The sequence below is a fragment of the Lysinibacillus xylanilyticus genome (genome assembly GCF_001708185.1).
In the GTDB taxonomy this organism is placed as follows: domain Bacteria; phylum Bacillota; class Bacilli; order Bacillales_A; family Planococcaceae; genus Lysinibacillus; species Lysinibacillus xylanilyticus_A.
The window spans coordinates 85,674-104,083 of the sequence record NZ_MDDN01000007.1 but is presented as its reverse complement, the minus strand read 5'-3'; the positions used below and the strand labels follow the sequence as shown (position 1 = coordinate 104,083).

Genomic DNA, 18,410 nt, shown 5'->3' with positions numbered 1-18,410 from the left:
TTGCAATTAATTCGCATTCGAACAGATGATGAGCTCATGTGGTACAAGGATATTTGGGATGAAATTTTAGCAGCTGAGGTTAATGATAATCCATTTATAGAATTTTCTTGGTTTTATAACTGGTGGCAAATAGTTGGGCGAAGAGCGCGTGTTGAGCTCTACGCTGTTGAAGAAAATGGTCATATCATTGCCTTTTTCCCATTCACAGTTCGACTTCGATGGGGGATACGAATTTATGCCTTTACGGGAGAAAATATTGCAAATTATTCAGGTGTTGTAGCGAAAAAGGAATGGCTGCTGCCCGCTATAACCTTTGTATTTGATCAGCTCATCGAACGGCATAAAGATGTCATATTTTCGTTTCATGGATTATTGGAAAGCAAAGAGTCTACAAAGGTGATTGAACAATATTTTGTTGAAAGGCAGTTACAACCGAGTATTTTTCGTGTAGTGACACCGTATCTTGCCTTTCGCGATATAGATTTCCATAAGCATTTCAATCAACGTAGAAAAATGCATGGTGTGGATAGAAGGGAACGAAAGCTGCGGAATTTAGGTTCATTAACGAGGACAGTACCTTCGCGGGACGAGCTTTGGCAAATGTTTAGATTGTTTGATCGGCGATGGGCCAAAAAGCTAGATACGAGTGATTTTACAAAAGGAAAGAAAAGAGATTTTTTCGAACGGCTAACACTTCTTAAAGGGGAGGCATTGCAAGTCGAGGTAGACGCACTTGTTTTTGAAAACCAATGGATTGCCTTCACCTATGGCATTTGCTGTCGAGGACGTTATGTCACTTACGCCCTTGCGCATGAGCCGACATTTAATATATTTGGGCCTGGTAGATTAGTTAATCAGGAAATTATCAAGCGCACCTTTTCTGAAAACTATCATTTATTCGATATGAGTATTGGTTATGAGCCTTATAAGTTTGACTGGCGCTCTAGTATTGATTTTACAAGGCGTATGCTTGTAGGCAGTGGAACGAAGCGGGCAAAACTATTAGTAGGTCATTATTCGCTGAAGGAACGAATAAAGGAAATGTTAAAAGGCAATTATCGTGTTGTTGACTGGAAACGCAATACGCTCGGTCAATTACGGTACTTAGTAAAGTATGGAAAGGTAAAAGATTGGCTAGAATATGGACAACTATTCGTAGAAAAATTTATTCGTTTTAAGCTAGTGGATTTATATGAATTATCCCCATCAGATAGTGTCACACCGCATCGGCCTGTAGGAGATTTGTTTGAGGAGTTGTCAATACAGGAGGCGATGCAACTCGATGATGAAGAAATTATTTCTCTATTTTATAAGGGATACACCATTTATAAAGATTCCTTTGCTGAAAAGAATAAGGCTGCGTTTGCATTACATGCTGTGAACTGGCGTGTAGATGAATTGCAAATTGTTGAAGCATTGCCGAAGCAGACCTATTTTTTAACCTATGATGTTTATAAAAATATCGATATTATAACAGCTTTTTTTCAAAAAATGAAACCTGCACAAACACTTTGGGTTACAGCAAGCTTTTGGCAATGGCGAAAGCGTAAACGACTATTGCAGCTAGGTTATAAACGTATTTCTCGAATGAAACATTTCAAATGTGCTCGTTATGAACGAAATCATGTAGAAAAATACACAGAGAGTGGGGGCGATGTTCATTCTGTCCATTAAAAGTAAGCGATGGAATATCGCAATGCAGCATTTTTATTTTGTAGAAAAGCCAGCCAATGTTAGAAAATCAAAGAAGGTTGTTGGTTATACACATTCACTTGTACCTAGCCGTAAACTTGTTAAAAGTGAAACGGTTCATATTCACCTTACAGAAAGTGAGTTATCGTTATATCTTGCTCTTTCAGAAAGTAATCGAAAAATACTTCGTCGTGCACAAAAAGAGTCCTACCAAGTTTTTATTTATAAGGAACCATCAGAAGAAAATTTACGAGCCTTTCAGCAGTTTTATAATAATTTTGCCAAAAGGAAAAAACTCGAGTTAATTAGTAAGTCTCAAATGGAAGCTATTACGCTCTTAAAAGATAAAGGAGCACTATGGTTGTCCGAGATTCGAAGTATTTGTGGACAAACATTATGCTATAGACTCGATATTGTACACGCTAAAAAAGCAATGTCCTACTATGCAGCGACTTGTCATTCACAAATGATGCAAGATCATTTACAACGACCAGCTCGTTATGCAAATCGTTTCTTACTATGGCATAATTTATTGCATTTAAAGGAGCAAGACTTTGATTTATATGATATGGGGAAGCTGACAGATGACCAAAATGTTCGTGAGTTTAAACTGGGCTTCGGTGGACAGGTTGTCAATGTTTATTCCGGCTATATTACCCAATCCAAAATAAGTGCACTGTTACTGGGCGTGCAAAAATGGAGGAAGTAGCAATCAAAGTAAACCGTGGGGGTCTTGTCATATCATTAGATTTTGAGCTGAATTGGGGTGTCCACGATGTATTTAAATACGGTCAATACAATAAAAACTTATACGGTGTACGTGAGGCATTGCCTGAAATGCTGGAGTTGTTTGAACAATACGGTATTCATGCGACCTGGGCAACAGTTGGTTTATTGTTTGCAGAAACTAAAGCAGAAATGGCTCATTACTTACGAGGTATCCCGGTAAAATATAAAAACATGCGCTATGCAGCACATACACAACTTATTAAAGTAGGAGAAAATGAGCAGGAGGACCACTTACATTTTGGTAACTCCTTACTTGAGAAGATTAAACGTACACCGCATCAGGAAATAGGAAGTCATACATTTTCACATTTTTATTGTTTAGAAGATGGCCAAACTGAAGCGGATTTCCGTGCAGATTTACATGCTACTGCCATGATATGTGAAGAGTATATCGCACCGATGAAATCAATTGTATTTCCGCGAAATCAAGTGAATGAAGCGTATTTCACAGCTTGTCAGGATGTGGGGTTTGTTTGCTATAGAGGGAATGAAAAACACCCTTTGTACGATCCTCAAAAATTTACGAAAAAAGGTCGGCTATTAGGTGCGAAGAAGTGGCTGGATAGCTATGTAAATGTAACCGGAAATCATCTAGTAACATTAGCTGAAATGCAAAAGGATTCATTTATTAACATTCGTTCAAGTGCATTTTTAAGGCCATATTGTAGCCCATTACGGTTTTTTGAGGGCTTCAAGATAAAACGTATTAAAGAGGGCATGCATGCAGCTGCAACGTCTGAGGCTTTTTATCATCTATGGTGGCATCCTCATAATTTTGGCAAGAATATTGAAAAAAATTTAGCTATGCTTGAAGAAATTTTACAGTATTATCAGGAATTACGTCAGCAATATAACTTTCAAAGTTATACGATGCACGAGGTTGCGGAGCTTTGCCAAAACTTGTCTCGCATTAACGGACAGTAATTTATTTGTACCGAAAGAGATATGTCAGGTACAAGACGCCCATCTCAACATTCATCGAAAGCAAAGAAGTGGAGTGGAGTAGATTAGTGTTCACTTTATCCAAGCAAAAAAAGTAGCAAACTAGAACATTGCCTAGTTTGCTACTTTTTATGTTATTGGGGTAAATGGCGTGTGGAAAATTTTTTTAAAAAGAGGGGAAATACCGAACTTTGACGAAATTATACGAACTAATGGTACTATTAATATCAAAGGTAATTCTCTAGGTATATTTATGTGAACAATAAAGTAGCATAGGGCAATTGACTTCCATTTGGCTCATCACCAAAAATGGGATGACATTTTGTTCAAACGTTTCATGTGGATATGTTGATGAATTTTCAATACATAAAGAATGAAAGTACTTGAAGATAGTTATAGAAAAATGACGTGAAGGTGGTAGGTTAACATGTTTATTCAACCAGAATGGCGGTATAAGCAAGAAAATGGTTCAGCTATGCATCAATGGATTAAACAAAAAGAAAATCCGATTCCGGGTGATGTAGATATTATTTTGTATGGTGCTTTATTATCTTATGGACGTAAACCTTCCCCAAAAGCACTCTATCCAACGGCATTTCGAAAAGCTTGGCCAAGCTTTCAATCCTATAATTTAGATGAGCAAGTAGATTTACGCTCGTTGGCAGTTGTGGATGTAGGTGATGTAGCGATTCATGCGACAGATAGAATGCTTTCAGAGTCAGCTATCGAAGCTGCAGCAGAAAGCTTAAGTACCGCTTATTCTAAAAGTTTCACCTGTCTCATTGGTGGTGATCATGCGATTACGGCTTGCTCCTTAAGAGGAATAAAGAATGCTTTCCCACAAGATCGAATAGGGATTATTCAAATTGATACACATTTGGATGCACGGAATCAGGAGGAAATTGGCTTAGCAATGGATTCTCCAATACAGAAGCTAATTGCGGCAGGCATTGTAGAGGGAAAACATGTTTATAATGTAGGGCTACATGGTTTTTTCAATTCGCCGGAAATGATTCATTACGCGAAAGAACAAGGCATTCATATGATTACATTAAAGCAAATGCGTCGTGACGGCATACAATTAACAATTCGCGAAATGCTTCGTCAGCTGATGTATGCGGTAGATCGTATTTATGTATCTGTAGATTTAGACGCACTTGATATTATATTCGCACCAGGTGTACCTGCTGCAACACCAGGTGGACTAACTCCCTATGAATTATTCGATATCCTCAAGCTCATTGGAGAAAATGAAGGTGTCCGCCATATTGACTTTGTTTACGCAGATCCAAAGGAAGGAGATCTACGTCCAGAAACAGTAAAGATGGGTGTTACAGCATTTTTACATTGGCTAACAGGGATTCAACTGGATCATCGCAATCGTATTTCAAAGAAAGGCAAAACTGGTATTAGGTAGTGATGAAGCGGAACGTGGAACAATGGCTTGTATATATTTACAATGAAGTTTAATGATAGTTTGCTATAATAGAACAATGCTTAATAATGAATTACTACAATCATTGTATTGTTATAGAGAGGATTAGTTATCATGACTACAAAACCAAAATTATTAATTGTTGATGGCATGGCGTTATTATTCCGTTCGTTTTTTGCGTCAGCTGCGATGGGGCATTATATTCGCCTCGCGGATGGGACACCAACAAATGGTGCCCAAGGATTTGTGCGTCATGTATTAACGGCACAATCTATCATGAAGCCAACACATCTTGCTGTTTGTTGGGACATGGGTGCCCATACATTCCGTAACGAATTATTTGATGGCTATAAGGCAAATCGTCCAGCACCACCAGAGGAAATGCTGCCACAATTTGATATGGCGAAAAATTTATCTGAACAAATCGGCTGGCAAAATTTCGGTGTTAAAGGAATGGAGGCAGATGATTTAATTGGCTCGATGATTACGAAATGGCAGGATGAGGCTGACATTACGGTAATTAGTGGCGATAAGGATTTACTGCAACTTTTAAGACCATCAACGGAAATTGCTTTTACGAAAAAAGGCTACACAGAGTATGACGTTTATACGCATACACGCTTTACTGAAGAATATGGCATCGAACCAATTCAATTTGCACAAGTTAAAGCTTTTATGGGGGATACGAGTGACGGTTATCCAGGCGTTAAAGGAATTGGACCAAAGCAGGCACTTACATTAATTCAAACGTATGGTTCCATCGAAAATGTTCTTACATCAATAGATGAATTAAAGCCTGGTCAACGCACGAAAATTAAAGAGAATCTAGACATGCTAAAATTGTCACACGAGCTTGCAACCATTCAAACGAATGTACCTATTCAGGCAGAATTAGCGAGCTTAGTATTACCTGATTACGAGCCTCAAACGTTCAAAGAAATAGAACAACGTGGCTACACATTAATCGCCAAGCAGGCACGCTCACTGTATTCGCTTATTTAAAAACAAACAGCATGATCATCAACGCAGAGTATAGAAATATGCTCTGCTTTTTTTGGCTTATCACCAAATGTATAGAACAACAGATATTTTTGCACAAGTTCTAAAGGATATTCTTGAGAAAAGTAAATAAGCGTTGAATTATAAGAAGAGCGTGTCTAGACATTGCAGGCACGCTCTCACTTAGTTCGGTGTAATTTTCACGAAGCTCAATACTTTTTCATTATCTTTAAAAGGAGCCGTTCGAATTTTACTTTCACGATCACGGCCACCATTATCATGGAATATTAACAATAGCTCATCATTTCGTATTTCATAGCCAATAAGAGGTACCCAATGATAGGCGAAGGCAGATTTTTTATCGCGCCATTTTAGGCTGAAATATCTGTCAAAGCGTATGGCGACAGGGCGGCCTGCATCGATTTCCTGCATTGCCTCCTTTAATGTACAATCACGAATATCCCATGTTGGACGAAGCCGGCGAAGATTGCGAATTAGACGCCATTTAAATAACCCGATTTTTGTGCCGCCAAGAAGTTTATAAAGTTCATTTACCGAAGGAGCTTGATCTTCTAAATAGTTTAAGACTACGTGTACAGTTGTAGGTCCACAGGCAGAATTACGATAGTTTGGCGAAATCGATGCATCATATTGTGATTTTCCGAGCAGTGATAATTGTTTGCGCATCAAAATTTCCTTTCTAAAAAAGAGCTGCATTTCAACAAGAAATGCAGCTCTTTTTTTAATTATTGTTGTGCAGATAAGAACTCAATAACTTGCTGAGGTGATTTAGCATTGGCGCTATGTAAGTGCGCTAATTTTTCACCGTTTTGGAAAATTAATAGGCTTGGAATACCCATTACATCATATTTGTCCGCAATTTCTGGAAGCTCATCGCGATTAAGTTCGTGCCAGTCATATTGGCTGTACTCTTCGATAATTGGATCGATGAACATATCCATGCGTGTGCAATCTGGGCACCAGCCAGCGTAAAATTTCACAAGAACCTTTTTGTCACCAGAAATTAGTTCATTAAATTGTTCAGCAGTTGTAATTGTTTTCATTAGTGTTTCACTCTCCTTGCTTTCCATTCTACACATTTTTTGCGCAACCTGAAAGTTTTCTGTTTGGTATGGTTGTTATCTACTTATTGTTTTGTTTTCGCTCGTAAAAAACAAAAAAAGTTGTATATTGCAAAAAATAATGATGAAAAAAGATTGCTAAATTAAACAAAATAATCTACACTAAAATCAGAAAAAGTAGTTTTATTTTCATTCAGCGGAAAATATTTACCTCTGATATAAAAATGGTAGCTGAACGAAAATAAGCCTTAGTCGTATGTCACAGAAGGCGCTAGCGCGTTAAACTTGAATTGAACTAGATCAATGCAAAATCTGGACGAAAATACACTAAGGTAAACTTGATATTTTTTTGGACAAAAAATGAATGGCTATTCATTCAATGGGAGAATAAGGGGGAATTGCTTGTGACTTATAACATTAAAAAAGCGGCTGTTCTAGGTTCTGGAGTAATGGGTTCTGGGATTGCAGCACATTTAGCAAACATCGGTATTCCAACATTATTATTAGACATTGCACCGAAGGAATTAATAAAAGAGGAAGAAGCAAAGGGTCTTTCTTTAGAGCATCCTGCGGTAAGAAATCGTATTGTAAACGGGGCTCTTCAAAAGTTATTAAAGCAAAAGCCAGCACCACTTACTTCTAAGAAAAATTTATCACTACTAACGGTTGGTAACTTTGAGGACGATTTAGAGAAATTAAAAGATGTAGATTGGATCATTGAAGTTGTCGTTGAAAATTTAGCGATTAAACAAAGTCTATATGAAAAAATTGATGCAGTACGTAAACCTGGCACAATTCTTAGTTCAAACACATCTGGCATAAGCATAAATGCAATGGCAGAAGGGCGTTCCGAAGATTTTAAAAAGCATTTCCTAGGAACTCACTTTTTCAACCCACCTCGCTACTTGAAATTACTGGAGGTCATTCCAGCGAACACAACAGCGCCAGAGGTTGTAAGCTTTATGAAAACATTTGGCGAAGATGTCCTTGGGAAAGGTGTCGTACTTGCTAAGGATACACCGAACTTCATTGCCAACCGAATTGGAACGTACGGTTTACTCATCACTTTACAAGAAATGATGAAAGGTGGTTATTCAGTTGGTGAGGTGGATTCTGTAACGGGTCCATTAATCGGGCGTCCCAAATCTGCTACCTTCCGAACGCTAGATGTAGTTGGGTTAGATACATTTATCCACGTAGCGAAAAACGTCTATGATCAAACGACAGGTGAAGAGCAGCAAGTATTTGCAGTACCAGAATTCCTACAGAATATGGTCACAAACGGTTGGCTAGGAGCAAAATCTGGTCAAGGGTTCTTCATAAAGCAAGGTAAGGAAATACTTGAAATTGATCCAAGCACATTAACGTATAGCCCAGTGAAAAAATTAAAAACACCATCTATCGAAATGGCAAAACAAACTCGTGGGTTAGCAAATAAAGTGAAAGCATTAACATATGCTAAGGATCGTACAGGAGAGTTACTATGGGGGATATTCGCTCCAACGTTGATTTACTCGGCGCAGCTACACGGTGAAATTGCTGATGATATTGTTGCAATTGACAATGCCATGAAATGGGGCTTCGGCTGGCAGCAAGGTCCGTTTGAACTATGGGATGCAATTGGCGTGAAAGAGTCCGTAGCCAAAATGGAGGCTGAGGGTCGTGAGGTGCCGGCATTTGTCAAAGATATGTTAGCAAGCGGCTTTGAAACTTTCTATTCGGAAATTGACGGTGACCTAGCATTTTATAATGGCTCTGAATACGTTAAAGTGCCAGTTAATGAAAAGGAAATTAACTTAAAACGCTATAAGAAAAAACATGGCGTTATTAAATCAAATACAGGTGCTAGTTTAATAGATTTAGGTGACGGAATTGCATTACTTGAATTCCACTCTCAATCAAATGCAATAGGCTTAGACATTATTCAAATGATTAACTTTGCGATCGATGAAGTAGAAGCTAACTATAAAGGCTTAGTCATCGGTAACCAAGGGAAAAACTTCTGTGTTGGTGCGAATCTAGGAATGATTTTAGTAGAAGCACAGGATGATAATATTTTTGAGCTAGATTTCGTTATTAAAGCATTCCAAGATGCGATGCAAAAGATTAAATACTCTCGCAAGCCTGTTGTGGCAGCACCTTTTGCTATGACACTTGGTGGTGGAGCAGAGGTTTGCTTACCAGCTGCACATATTCAAGCAACAATGGAAACATATATGGGCTTAGTAGAAGTTGGCGTAGGATTAATTCCTGGCGGCGGCGGTAATAAGGCACTATACCAAAAGTTCCTTAAAGGGCTACCAAATGGTGTTGAGGTAGACTATCAACATATTGCGAATAAAGTATTTGAAGCAGTTGCGATGGCAAAAGTTTCGACATCTGGCGAAGAAGCACGTGAAAATAACTACTTAAACTTTGCTGATGGGATTTCTGTTAACCCAGATCACCAACTATATGATGCAAAACAAGCTGCACTAGCGCTTTATGAGGCAGGCTATCAAGCACCTGTACCTACGAAAGTTCCTGTAGTCGGTGCATCAGGCTACGGTACGCTACTAATCGGTGCGCAAGGAATGTTTGAATCAGGCTATATTAGTGAACACGATTTAAAAATCGCTAAAAAATTAGCGTATGTCATTGCTGGTGGTAAAGTTCCATATGGCACATTAGTAGATGAACAATACCTATTAAACCTTGAGCGTGAGGCGTTCCTAAGCTTAGTTGCAGATCCTTTATCTCAACAAAGAATGCAACACATGCTTCTAAAAGGAAAACCACTGCGTAACTAATTTCAAGACGAAATCAACCATACTTGCACATGAAACAAAGGGGGATTAATACGATGCGTGAAGCCGTTATTGTAGCAGGAGCACGAACTCCTATTGGAAAAGCAAAAAAGGGTTCTTTAGCAACAGTTAGACCAGATGATTTTGGAGCGGTCGTTGTCAAAGAAACATTAAAAAGAGCGGGCTATGAAGGTCCGATTGACGATTTAATTTTAGGATGTGCAATGCCAGAAGCTGAGCAGGGCATGAACGTAGCACGTAATATAGGAGCGCTTGCCGGGTTACCAGATACAACACCAGCGCTGACAATTAATAGATTCTGTTCATCGGGTTTACAAGCAATTGCTTTTGCAGCAGAGCGTGTAATGCTAGGACATTCTAAGGCGATTCTTGCGGGTGGCGTCGAGTCGATGAGTATGGTGCCAATGGTCGGTAATACACCTCGCTTAAATCCAACTTTAGCAGAAACTGCTCCGCAATATTATATGGGGATGGGGCATACGGCTGAGGAAGTGGCACGTCAGTACAATGTAAGCCGAGAAGATCAGGATGCATTTGCTGTTCGTTCACATGAGCTTGCAGAAAAAGCGATTAAAGAAGGTAAATTCAATGATGAAATTGTACCTATCGAAGTGGAACAGCATTATGTAGATGATAACAACAAACCACAAGTGAAAAAATTCACTTTTAGCATGGATGAAGGTGTACGTCCAGGGACATCTGTAGAAGGTTTAGCGAAGCTTCGTCCAGCCTTCCATGTACAGGGAAGTGTTACAGCTGGTAATGCCTCTCAAACTTCTGATGGTGCAGCAGCAGTACTTGTGATGGATCGTGAGGAAGCTGAAAAGCAAGGGCTTACACCAATGGCTAAGTTTTTAGGGTTTGCAGTTGGTGGCGTACCTCCTGAGGTAATGGGTATTGGTCCAATCGTGGCAGTACCAAAAGCACTTGAAATTGCAGGTTTATCAATAGATGATATTGACTTATGGGAAATTAACGAAGCATTTGCGTCACAGTCCTTACAGGTCGTACGTCATTTAGGCATTGACCAAAATAAAGTAAATGTCAATGGTGGAGCAATTGCCGTTGGTCACCCACTTGGTGCAACAGGAGCCATTTTAACATTAAAGCTTATTCATGAATTGAAGCGCCAAGGTAAAAAATATGGTGTCGTGACAATGTGTATTGGCGGCGGTATGGGTGCTGCAGGAGTATTTGAAATTCTTTAACTTCTTTAACTTCTTTATTTTCGCTAGATAAGCTTGGAGTGCGGCGTTTCTGGTTGCCTCCGGACAAGGTGCTTCAAGCTTTTCTATATATCGGGAAAAAAAACCATTAACAATAGATGCATAGGGAGGAATTTAGAATGACAGAAAAAACAACGGATTTCATTAAAGGCGGCGGATTTATTATTGAAGATGTGGAATTAAATCGTGTATTTACACCAGAAGATTTCACAGATGAGCATAAGATGATTGCTAAAACAACAGAAGAGTATGTTGCAAATGAAGTGTTACCAGTCGTTGAAAAATTAGAAAACCATGAATTTGAGCATTCAGTTCGTCTACTAAAAAGCGCAGGTGAGCTCGGCTTACTAAGTGCAGATGTACCTGAAGAATATGAGGGTCTAGGCTTAGACAAAGTTTCTTCTGCATTAATCGCAGAAAAAATGTCTGTTGCTGGTGGCTTCTCTATTACACACGGTGCACACGTAGGTATTGGTTCTTTACCAATCGTACTTTTTGGAAATGAAGATCAAAAGAAAAAGTATTTACCGAAGCTTGCGTCAGGTGAATTAATTGCTGCCTACGCATTAACAGAGCCAGGTTCAGGTTCTGATGCATTAGGTGCAAAAACAACTGCGAAGTTAAATGATGCAGGTACACATTATATTTTAAATGGTGATAAGCAATGGATTACAAATGCAGGCTTTGCAGATGTATTTGTCGTTTATGCAAAAATTGATGGCGATAAATTCACGGCATTTATCGTTGATCGTGCCTTCAATGGCGTTTCAGTTGGCGCAGAAGAGAAAAAAATGGGGATCAAATCTTCATCGACACGTACATTAATCCTTGAAGATGCAGAAGTACCTGTAGAAAACCTTTTAGGTGAAGTAGGTCGCGGACACGTTATTGCTTTTAATATTTTAAATATCGGTCGCTATAAATTAGGTGTTGGAACGATTGGTGGTTCGAAGCGTGCATTAGAGCTTGCTATTCAATATACAAACCAACGTCAGCAGTTTAAAACGAAGCTGTCTGATTTCAATCTAACAAAAGAAAAATTATCGACAATGGCTTCACAATTATATGCGTCTGAGTCATTAAATTATCGTACTGTAGGTTTATTTGAGGATCGTTTAAGCCAGCTAAGCCCAGATGAGCAAAAGCAAGGAAAAGTTATTGCTAGTGCAATTGCTGAGTATGCTATTGAATGTTCTATTGCGAAAGTATTTGGTTCTGAGACTTTAGATTACATTGCTGATGAAGCGGTTCAATTACACGGTGGTTACGGCTTTATGGCTGAGTATGAAGTGGAACGCATTTATCGTGACTCTCGTATTAATCGTATTTTTGAAGGAACAAATGAAATTAACCGCATGATCGTACCAGGAACATTTATGAAAAAGGCATTAAAAGGTGAATTGCCATTACTACAAGTCGCTCAAAATTTACAACAGGAGCTTCTCATGCTTATGCCTGAGGATGTTGGCACAGAGCCGCTAGCACAAGAAAAGTATCTTGTGAAAAATGCGAAGAAAATTGCTGTATTAGCATCAGGTTTAGCAGCACAACGCTACGGCGCAAAGCTTGATCAAGAGCAAGAAGTATTGGTGAATATTGCAAATATCGCAAACCAACTATTCGCTATGGAATCAGCTGTATTACGTACAGAAAAAGCGATTGCTCGTGACGGAGTTGAAAAAGCGCATCAAAAATTACTTTACACTCAAATCTTCTGCCAAGAAGCATTTGCAGAAATTGAAAAAGAAGCAAAAGATACGATTCTTGCTTCAGCAGACGGCGACGCTGCACGCATGACATTGTCTGCGCTACGTAAGTTAACGCGCAACAATCCGTACAACTTAATCGCGAAGAAACGCGAAGCTTCTGTTAAATTAATTGAAGCTGAAAAATACGTAGTTTAATAACAGACTTAACCTGGCTATCCGACATGTGATAGCCAGGTTTTTTGTTGAGAATAAAAGTATAGCTCTTGCAAATTGAGGGGGTGATTTCCGTTCCAGGCTGGGCGCTTTACCGATGTTGGTCACAGGCGTTATCACAGGACGTGATGGTTTTTATCGACCAACTTTCACGATTTATCACCCAACTTATGAGTTTTATCGACATCCACCTGCAAAAGAGCAAAAAAAGGATTCATACACAAACTGTGTGTGAATCCTTTGTTGCGCAGTCTTCACTCTCATTCAAATAATACGCATAGCATGCATCCTCTGACATTTGTTTTATAGCAAAAGGGTTTCGTCTGCGCGAAAGCAAAGCGTCAGCAACAAATGTTTTCTGTAGCGAAAGCAAAGCGGCAGCAACAAATGTTTTCTGTAGCGAAAGCAAAGCGGCAGCTACAAAGCGCCCAGCCGGAACGGAAATCAACCCCACGCTTTGGCAGGATGAGTTTCATTTTGGTTCGTAACGGTTATGATGGTATACTACAGAAAATGAGGGATACACTGAAAATGTAGTTCCTAAAAATGATTGTAGAGGAGCCTTTAAATGACGATTCAATTTATTCATTATCCAAAATGTACAACTTGTAAAAAAGCTCAAAAATGGTTAAAAGACAATGAGATTTCATTCGAAGAGGTACATATTGTCGAGCAACCGCCTACAAAGGACGAATTAACAAGTTTATGGCAAGAAAGTGGACTGCCATTAAAGAAATTTTTCAATACTTCTGGTATGAAATATCGTGAGCTTGGCTTAAAGGATAAGCTTGCTGACATGACTGAAGAAGAGCAACTTGAACTGCTTGCTTCAGATGGTATGCTGATTAAACGTCCGATGGTAACAGACGGGAAAAAAGTTACTTTAGGGTTTAAAGAATCAGATTTTGAGCAAGCTTGGAAATAACCCTATTTATCCTTGTTTTTATAGGTGAAGTATGGCAAACTGAAAGTGAATATACTACATATTTTATGGAGGGGTTTATTGCATGAGCACACCAAAAGACTTACGTTACTCTGAAGAGCATGAATGGGTAAAATTAGAAGATGGTAAAGTACGTATCGGTATTTCTCACTTCGCACAATCTGAACTTGGAGATATCGTTTTCGTTGAGCTTCCACAAGTTGGCGACGAAATTAAAACAGATGATCCATTCGGTAGTGTAGAATCTGTAAAAACAGTTTCTGAATTATACGCACCAATCTCAGGTACAGTAGTTGAAGTAAATGCAGATTTAGAAGATAGCCCAGAATTCGTTAATGAATCACCATATGAAAAAGCATGGATGATCGTTGTAGAGCCTGCTGATGCATCAGAAGTTGAAAAGCTTATGACAGCTGAGCAATACGAAGAAATGATTGCTGAATAAGACAAGCCCTAATAAAAAAACGTCGGAAATCACCGGCGTTTTTTATTATCTTTGATCATTTCCCACTTTAGTTGGGGAGACGAAAGCCGTTGTAGTCCCTTATCAATGGGTGTCTTATATGATCACCGACAGAGTATAATGGATATAATGAGCTATAAGGGATATGTCTAATGGGGGTGGCGTGATGTTCGAGGGAAAATGCTTAATTGTCGAAGGGCGTTCGGATAAACTTCAAATTAAACCTATTTTAAGTGAGGATGTTATAATACTTTGTACGAATGGTACAATTGGTGTGCATCAATTAGAAGAGTTACTCGATCCATATGAGGGCTGTGAGCTATATACATTTTTTGATGCAGATACATCGGGTGATAAGCTACGGGCATTAATGGACAGACATTATCCAGAGGCTGAGCATTTACGTACGATGCCGACATATAAGGAAGTTGAGACAACTCCGAGAAAGGTGTTAGCGATGATATTGCTGCGTGCACACTTCTCAATCCATAATGAATATATTTTGTAAGGTTGCGTGAAAAAATGGAAGAATGGTCAAAAGAGCAGTGGGATACGGCTGTACAGTCCGGTGAAAAGGCTGCCTTTTATTTATATACGCCTATGTGTGGAACGTGTGCAGTTGCATCGAAAATGATGACGATTGTCGAGCAATTGCTGCCACAGCTACAGGTTGGTAAAGCGAATATTAATTTTATAGAGCACATAGCTTTTGATAATAAAATCGAAAGTGTACCATGTTTACTCGTCTGTGATGGCGGAAAAGTAACAGAAAAGGTATATGCGTTTCAATCCGTACCATTTTTATACGAATTGTTAAAAAAATCAATTGACTGAACTTTGATAGCGTGATAAAGTACGAATATACTAAAAAATATAAATATATCGAACTCTTATAAAGAGTGGCGGAGGGAAGTGCCCTATGAAGCCCGGCAACCATCACAAAGTGAAAAGGTGCCAAATCACTCAAAGATTTATCTTTGAAAGATGAGAGAACGGTTTAGCGTATAATTACGTGACCCCTTCTACTTGTCTATAAGTGAAGGGGTCTTTTTAACTACTTTCAACACACGACTGAGTGACCAACATCACGTTGGCTCAATGCTTTCGGCGGACGACGCTATTATGCCGGGGCATAATTGATATGAGAAAAGGAGAATTCGCTATGATTCAACTTCAGAATATTACAAAAAAATACAAAACCGCGAATGGCGAATTAACTGCAGTCAAAGACGTCAATCTTTCTATTAATAAAGGTGAAATTTTTGGCATTATCGGCTATAGTGGCGCTGGTAAAAGTACGATGATTCGCTTATTAAACGGTTTAGAAAAGCCTACAACTGGTACTGTGACGGTTAACAATCAAGAATTTTCATCTATAAAGGGGCAAAAGCTCAGAGATGCTAGACAAAAGGTAAGTATGATTTTCCAGCATTTTAATTTACTTTGGTCAAGAACTGTTGAGGAAAATATCGCTTTCCCACTAGAAATCGCAGGTGTTCCAAAGGCACAACGTGAAGCACGAGTGAATGAATTGATCACACTTGTTGGTTTGGGGGGGCGTGCTAAGGCGTATCCATCACAGCTATCCGGGGGACAAAAGCAACGTGTAGGTATTGCTCGCGCGCTTGCTAATAACCCAGAGGTATTATTATGCGATGAGGCAACATCTGCACTCGATCCGGAGACAACAGATGCTATCCTTGATCTACTTGTCGATATTAATGAACGATTAGGTCTAACGATCGTATTAATTACACATGAAATGCACGTTATTCGCAAAATTTGTCATCGTGTAGCGGTTATGGAAGCCGGAGAAATTGTAGAACGTGGTGAGGTATTACAAGTATTCCAAGCACCGCAAGCTACCATTACGAAAAAATTCGTTTCTCAAATTACAGATACGAAAGAAACACAGGAAACTGTGGCTCAAATTAAAGCAAATTACCCTACTGGACAACTTGTAAAGCTGATCTTTGTAGGAGAAAAAACAGAGCAGCCTGTCATTTCACATCTTGTGAAACAGTTTGATGTGGAAGTAAGCATTGTACATGGTAATATTTCGCAAACGAAAAATGGTGCGTACGGTACACTTATTGTGCAAATAAACGGCTCAAAGGATAATGTTGCGGATGCACTTAACTACTTAAATACAGTCGAAGTACAAACGGAGGTGATTGCAAATGCTAACTAGTCTCTTTCCGAATGTCGACTGGGAAAAAATGTGGGAAGCTACGTATCAAACACTGTACATGACAACGATCTCTACAGTTATCACATTTATACTTGGCTTAGCAATTGGGATCTTACTATTTTTAACAAGTCCAACCCAACTATGGGCAAATAAAATTGTGAATTTTTTGACAAATTCGATTGTTAATATTTTTCGTTCTATTCCATTTATTGTATTAATTATTTTGTTAATTCCATTTACGAAATTTTTACTTGGCACAATTCGCGGAGCGAACGCAGCTTTACCAGCATTAATTATTGGTGCTGCACCATTCTATGCACGAATGGTATTAATTGCATTACGTGAAATCGATAAGGGTGTTATTGAAGCAGCTCGTTCAATGGGGGCTAAAACGTCAACAATTATTTGGAAAGTATTAATTCCAGAATCGTTACCAGCACTTATTTCAGGTATAACAGTTACTGCCGTAGCACTTGTTGGTTATACTGCGATGGCAGGTATTATCGGTGCAGGCGGTCTGGGGAATTTAGCTTTCTTAGACGGTTTCCAACGTAATCATGAAGATGTGACATTAATGGCGACTATTTTGATCTTAGTAGTTGTATTTATCATTCAATGGATTGGCGATATGATTACAACGAAAACCGATAAACGCTAAAAATTACAGGGTTATTTTGGTTTTATACCACTAACATATTTAAACAAGATTAAAGGAGTGTAATAAAATGAAGAAATTATTAGCAGGATTATTCTTATCAGTACTGGTACTAGCTTTAGCTGCTTGTGGTGCTGGTAAAAAAGAAGATACAAACGGAACAGACAGTAAAGAAAATGTAACATTAAAAGTAGGTGCTTCAAATGTACCTCACGCGGTTATTCTAGAACAAGCAAAACCAATCTTAGCTAAACAAGGCATCGATCTTGAAATTGAAACATATCAAGACTATGTATTGCCAAACCAAGATTTAGAAGGTAAAGAAATTGATGCAAACTACTTCCAACATATCCCTTATTTAGAGAAGGAAATTAAAGATAAAGGATATGATTTTGTAAACGCTGGTGGTATTCATATCGAGCCAATCGGTATCTACTCTAAAAAGTATAAATCTCTTGATGATCTACCAGAGGGTGCAACAATTTTACTTTCTAACTCTGTTGCAGACCACGGGCGCATGCTTTCATTATTAGAAGCTAAGGGCTTAATTAAACTAAAGGATGGGGTAGATAAAACATCTGCTGAGCTTAAAGATATCGAAGAAAACCCTAAAAAGTTCAAATTTGATGCAAATACAGCTCCTGAAATGCTTGTACAAATGTATGAAAATAATGAAGGTGATGCAGTTCTTATCAATTCTAACTACGCAATCGACAACGGTCTAAATCCAATGGAAGATTCTATTTCTCTTGAAGATAAAGAGTCTCCATATGTCAACATTATTACAGTACGCGCTGGTGATGAAACAAAACCAGAAATTAAAAAATTAGTAGAAGTATTAACATCTAAAGAAATCCAAGACTTCATCGTTAAAAAGTGGGGAGGCGCGGTGGTTCCAGTTAAATAATTTATCCTCATTCAGTGGATGAAATGAGGCTGGGACAAAAAGAAAAAATGTTAGACCGATTGCATTGGTCTAACATTTTTTTTGATTTAGGAAGGAACACTCTACTCATTGAAGCGAAAAGTTAATATCTGATTTCGCTATTTTTCGAAATAATCTAGTTCTGTCCCAGCCTCATTTTTTTGTAAAAATAGAGAGGGATTGAGCCATCCACCATCTTGAAAGTTGGATTGAAATGCGACCATAAATATCTTATCGGCTATTTAATTAACCGAGATAAAGTTGTCTTGTAATCAGCAATAAACAGGCATTTTTCCTTTATTTGTTCATTGTCATAAAAGGAAATAATCAGGCTCATCA

18 protein-coding genes and 1 riboswitch are annotated in these 18,410 nt (G+C 38.6%); of the genes, 16 read left to right on the top strand and 2 right to left on the bottom strand.

The genetic code is table 11. The features are described 5' to 3' along the window. The 5 genes from BFJ97_RS14530 (at position 1) to BFJ97_RS14510 (ending at position 5,860) form a co-directional block, all read left to right on the top strand. Positions 1 to 1,674: a GNAT family N-acetyltransferase gene (locus BFJ97_RS14530; RefSeq protein WP_068985373.1), complete on the top strand. Its 1,674-nt coding sequence runs from the start codon at positions 1 to 3 to the stop codon at positions 1,672 to 1,674. Next, positions 1,655 to 2,401: a hypothetical protein gene (locus tag BFJ97_RS14525; RefSeq protein WP_254660176.1), complete on the top strand. Its 747-nt coding sequence runs from the start codon at positions 1,655 to 1,657 to the stop codon at positions 2,399 to 2,401. Before BFJ97_RS14530 ends, BFJ97_RS14525 begins: the two co-directional genes overlap by 20 nt. Further along, positions 2,389 to 3,405, top strand: a complete 1,017-nt coding sequence (locus tag BFJ97_RS14520; protein WP_068985372.1) for a polysaccharide deacetylase family protein — start codon at positions 2,389 to 2,391, stop codon at positions 3,403 to 3,405. The genes BFJ97_RS14525 and BFJ97_RS14520 overlap by 13 nt, the downstream gene beginning before the upstream one ends. A gap of 445 nt (positions 3,406 to 3,850) precedes the next feature. Then, the gene (locus BFJ97_RS14515) at positions 3,851 to 4,840 is read left to right on the top strand and encodes an agmatinase family protein (protein WP_068985371.1); all 990 of its coding nucleotides are present in this window, start codon (positions 3,851 to 3,853) and stop codon (positions 4,838 to 4,840) included. Positions 4,841 to 4,972: 132 nt separating this feature from the next. Beyond that, positions 4,973 to 5,860 (top strand): 5'-3' exonuclease, encoded by an 888-nt coding sequence (locus BFJ97_RS14510; protein ID WP_068985370.1) that lies wholly within the window; start codon positions 4,973 to 4,975, stop codon positions 5,858 to 5,860. Between the two features lie 180 nt (positions 5,861 to 6,040). Here the strand turns inward: BFJ97_RS14510 and BFJ97_RS14505 are convergent, their stop codons facing one another. Both BFJ97_RS14505 and BFJ97_RS14500 read right to left on the bottom strand, forming a co-directional pair. Then, complete coding sequence (locus tag BFJ97_RS14505; protein WP_068985369.1) at positions 6,041 to 6,544, bottom strand: C39 family peptidase; 504 nt, start codon at positions 6,542 to 6,544, stop codon at positions 6,041 to 6,043. Positions 6,545 to 6,603: 59 nt separating this feature from the next. Beyond that, positions 6,604 to 6,957, bottom strand: coding sequence for a thioredoxin family protein (locus tag BFJ97_RS14500; protein ID WP_263297577.1), 354 nt, complete (start codon positions 6,955 to 6,957; stop codon positions 6,604 to 6,606). Between the two features lie 386 nt (positions 6,958 to 7,343). On the opposite strand from BFJ97_RS14500, the gene BFJ97_RS14495 reads away from it, so the two are divergent. The 11 genes from BFJ97_RS14495 to BFJ97_RS14445 all read left to right on the top strand — a co-directional run bounded on the left by BFJ97_RS14495 (position 7,344) and on the right by BFJ97_RS14445 (position 18,053). After that, complete coding sequence (locus BFJ97_RS14495) at positions 7,344 to 9,728, top strand: 3-hydroxyacyl-CoA dehydrogenase/enoyl-CoA hydratase family protein (RefSeq protein ID WP_068985367.1); 2,385 nt, start codon at positions 7,344 to 7,346, stop codon at positions 9,726 to 9,728. Positions 9,729 to 9,781: 53 nt separating this feature from the next. Next, the gene (locus BFJ97_RS14490; protein ID WP_068985366.1) at positions 9,782 to 10,954 is read left to right on the top strand and encodes an acetyl-CoA C-acetyltransferase; all 1,173 of its coding nucleotides are present in this window, start codon (positions 9,782 to 9,784) and stop codon (positions 10,952 to 10,954) included. Between the two features lie 137 nt (positions 10,955 to 11,091). Next, positions 11,092 to 12,876, top strand: a complete 1,785-nt coding sequence (locus BFJ97_RS14485) for an acyl-CoA dehydrogenase family protein (RefSeq protein WP_068985365.1) — start codon at positions 11,092 to 11,094, stop codon at positions 12,874 to 12,876. A gap of 115 nt (positions 12,877 to 12,991) precedes the next feature. Further along, complete coding sequence (locus BFJ97_RS24745) at positions 12,992 to 13,129, top strand: hypothetical protein (protein WP_175401758.1); 138 nt, start codon at positions 12,992 to 12,994, stop codon at positions 13,127 to 13,129. A 333-nt stretch (positions 13,130 to 13,462) separates the two neighbouring features. Then, positions 13,463 to 13,819: an arsenate reductase family protein gene (locus tag BFJ97_RS14475; RefSeq protein ID WP_068985363.1), complete on the top strand. Its 357-nt coding sequence runs from the start codon at positions 13,463 to 13,465 to the stop codon at positions 13,817 to 13,819. An 82-nt stretch (positions 13,820 to 13,901) separates the two neighbouring features. After that, entirely contained in the window at positions 13,902 to 14,282 is a 381-nt protein-coding gene (gene gcvH, locus BFJ97_RS14470; RefSeq protein ID WP_068985362.1) for a glycine cleavage system protein GcvH, read from the top strand. 184 nt (positions 14,283 to 14,466) lie between these two features. Continuing rightward, complete coding sequence (locus BFJ97_RS14465; protein WP_068985361.1) at positions 14,467 to 14,808, top strand: hypothetical protein; 342 nt, start codon at positions 14,467 to 14,469, stop codon at positions 14,806 to 14,808. Positions 14,809 to 14,822: 14 nt separating this feature from the next. Continuing rightward, the gene (locus tag BFJ97_RS14460) at positions 14,823 to 15,134 is read left to right on the top strand and encodes a thioredoxin family protein (protein ID WP_068985360.1); all 312 of its coding nucleotides are present in this window, start codon (positions 14,823 to 14,825) and stop codon (positions 15,132 to 15,134) included. Positions 15,135 to 15,187: 53 nt separating this feature from the next. After that, positions 15,188 to 15,291: riboswitch (SAM riboswitch) on the top strand. Between the two features lie 171 nt (positions 15,292 to 15,462). Next, positions 15,463 to 16,491 (top strand): methionine ABC transporter ATP-binding protein, encoded by a 1,029-nt coding sequence (locus tag BFJ97_RS14455; RefSeq protein ID WP_068985359.1) that lies wholly within the window; start codon positions 15,463 to 15,465, stop codon positions 16,489 to 16,491. Continuing rightward, the gene (locus BFJ97_RS14450) at positions 16,481 to 17,149 is read left to right on the top strand and encodes a methionine ABC transporter permease (RefSeq protein ID WP_068985358.1); all 669 of its coding nucleotides are present in this window, start codon (positions 16,481 to 16,483) and stop codon (positions 17,147 to 17,149) included. The genes BFJ97_RS14455 and BFJ97_RS14450 overlap by 11 nt, the downstream gene beginning before the upstream one ends. A 67-nt stretch (positions 17,150 to 17,216) precedes the next feature. Next, positions 17,217 to 18,053 (top strand): MetQ/NlpA family ABC transporter substrate-binding protein, encoded by an 837-nt coding sequence (locus BFJ97_RS14445; protein WP_068985357.1) that lies wholly within the window; start codon positions 17,217 to 17,219, stop codon positions 18,051 to 18,053. Positions 18,054 to 18,410 lie beyond the last annotated feature (357 nt).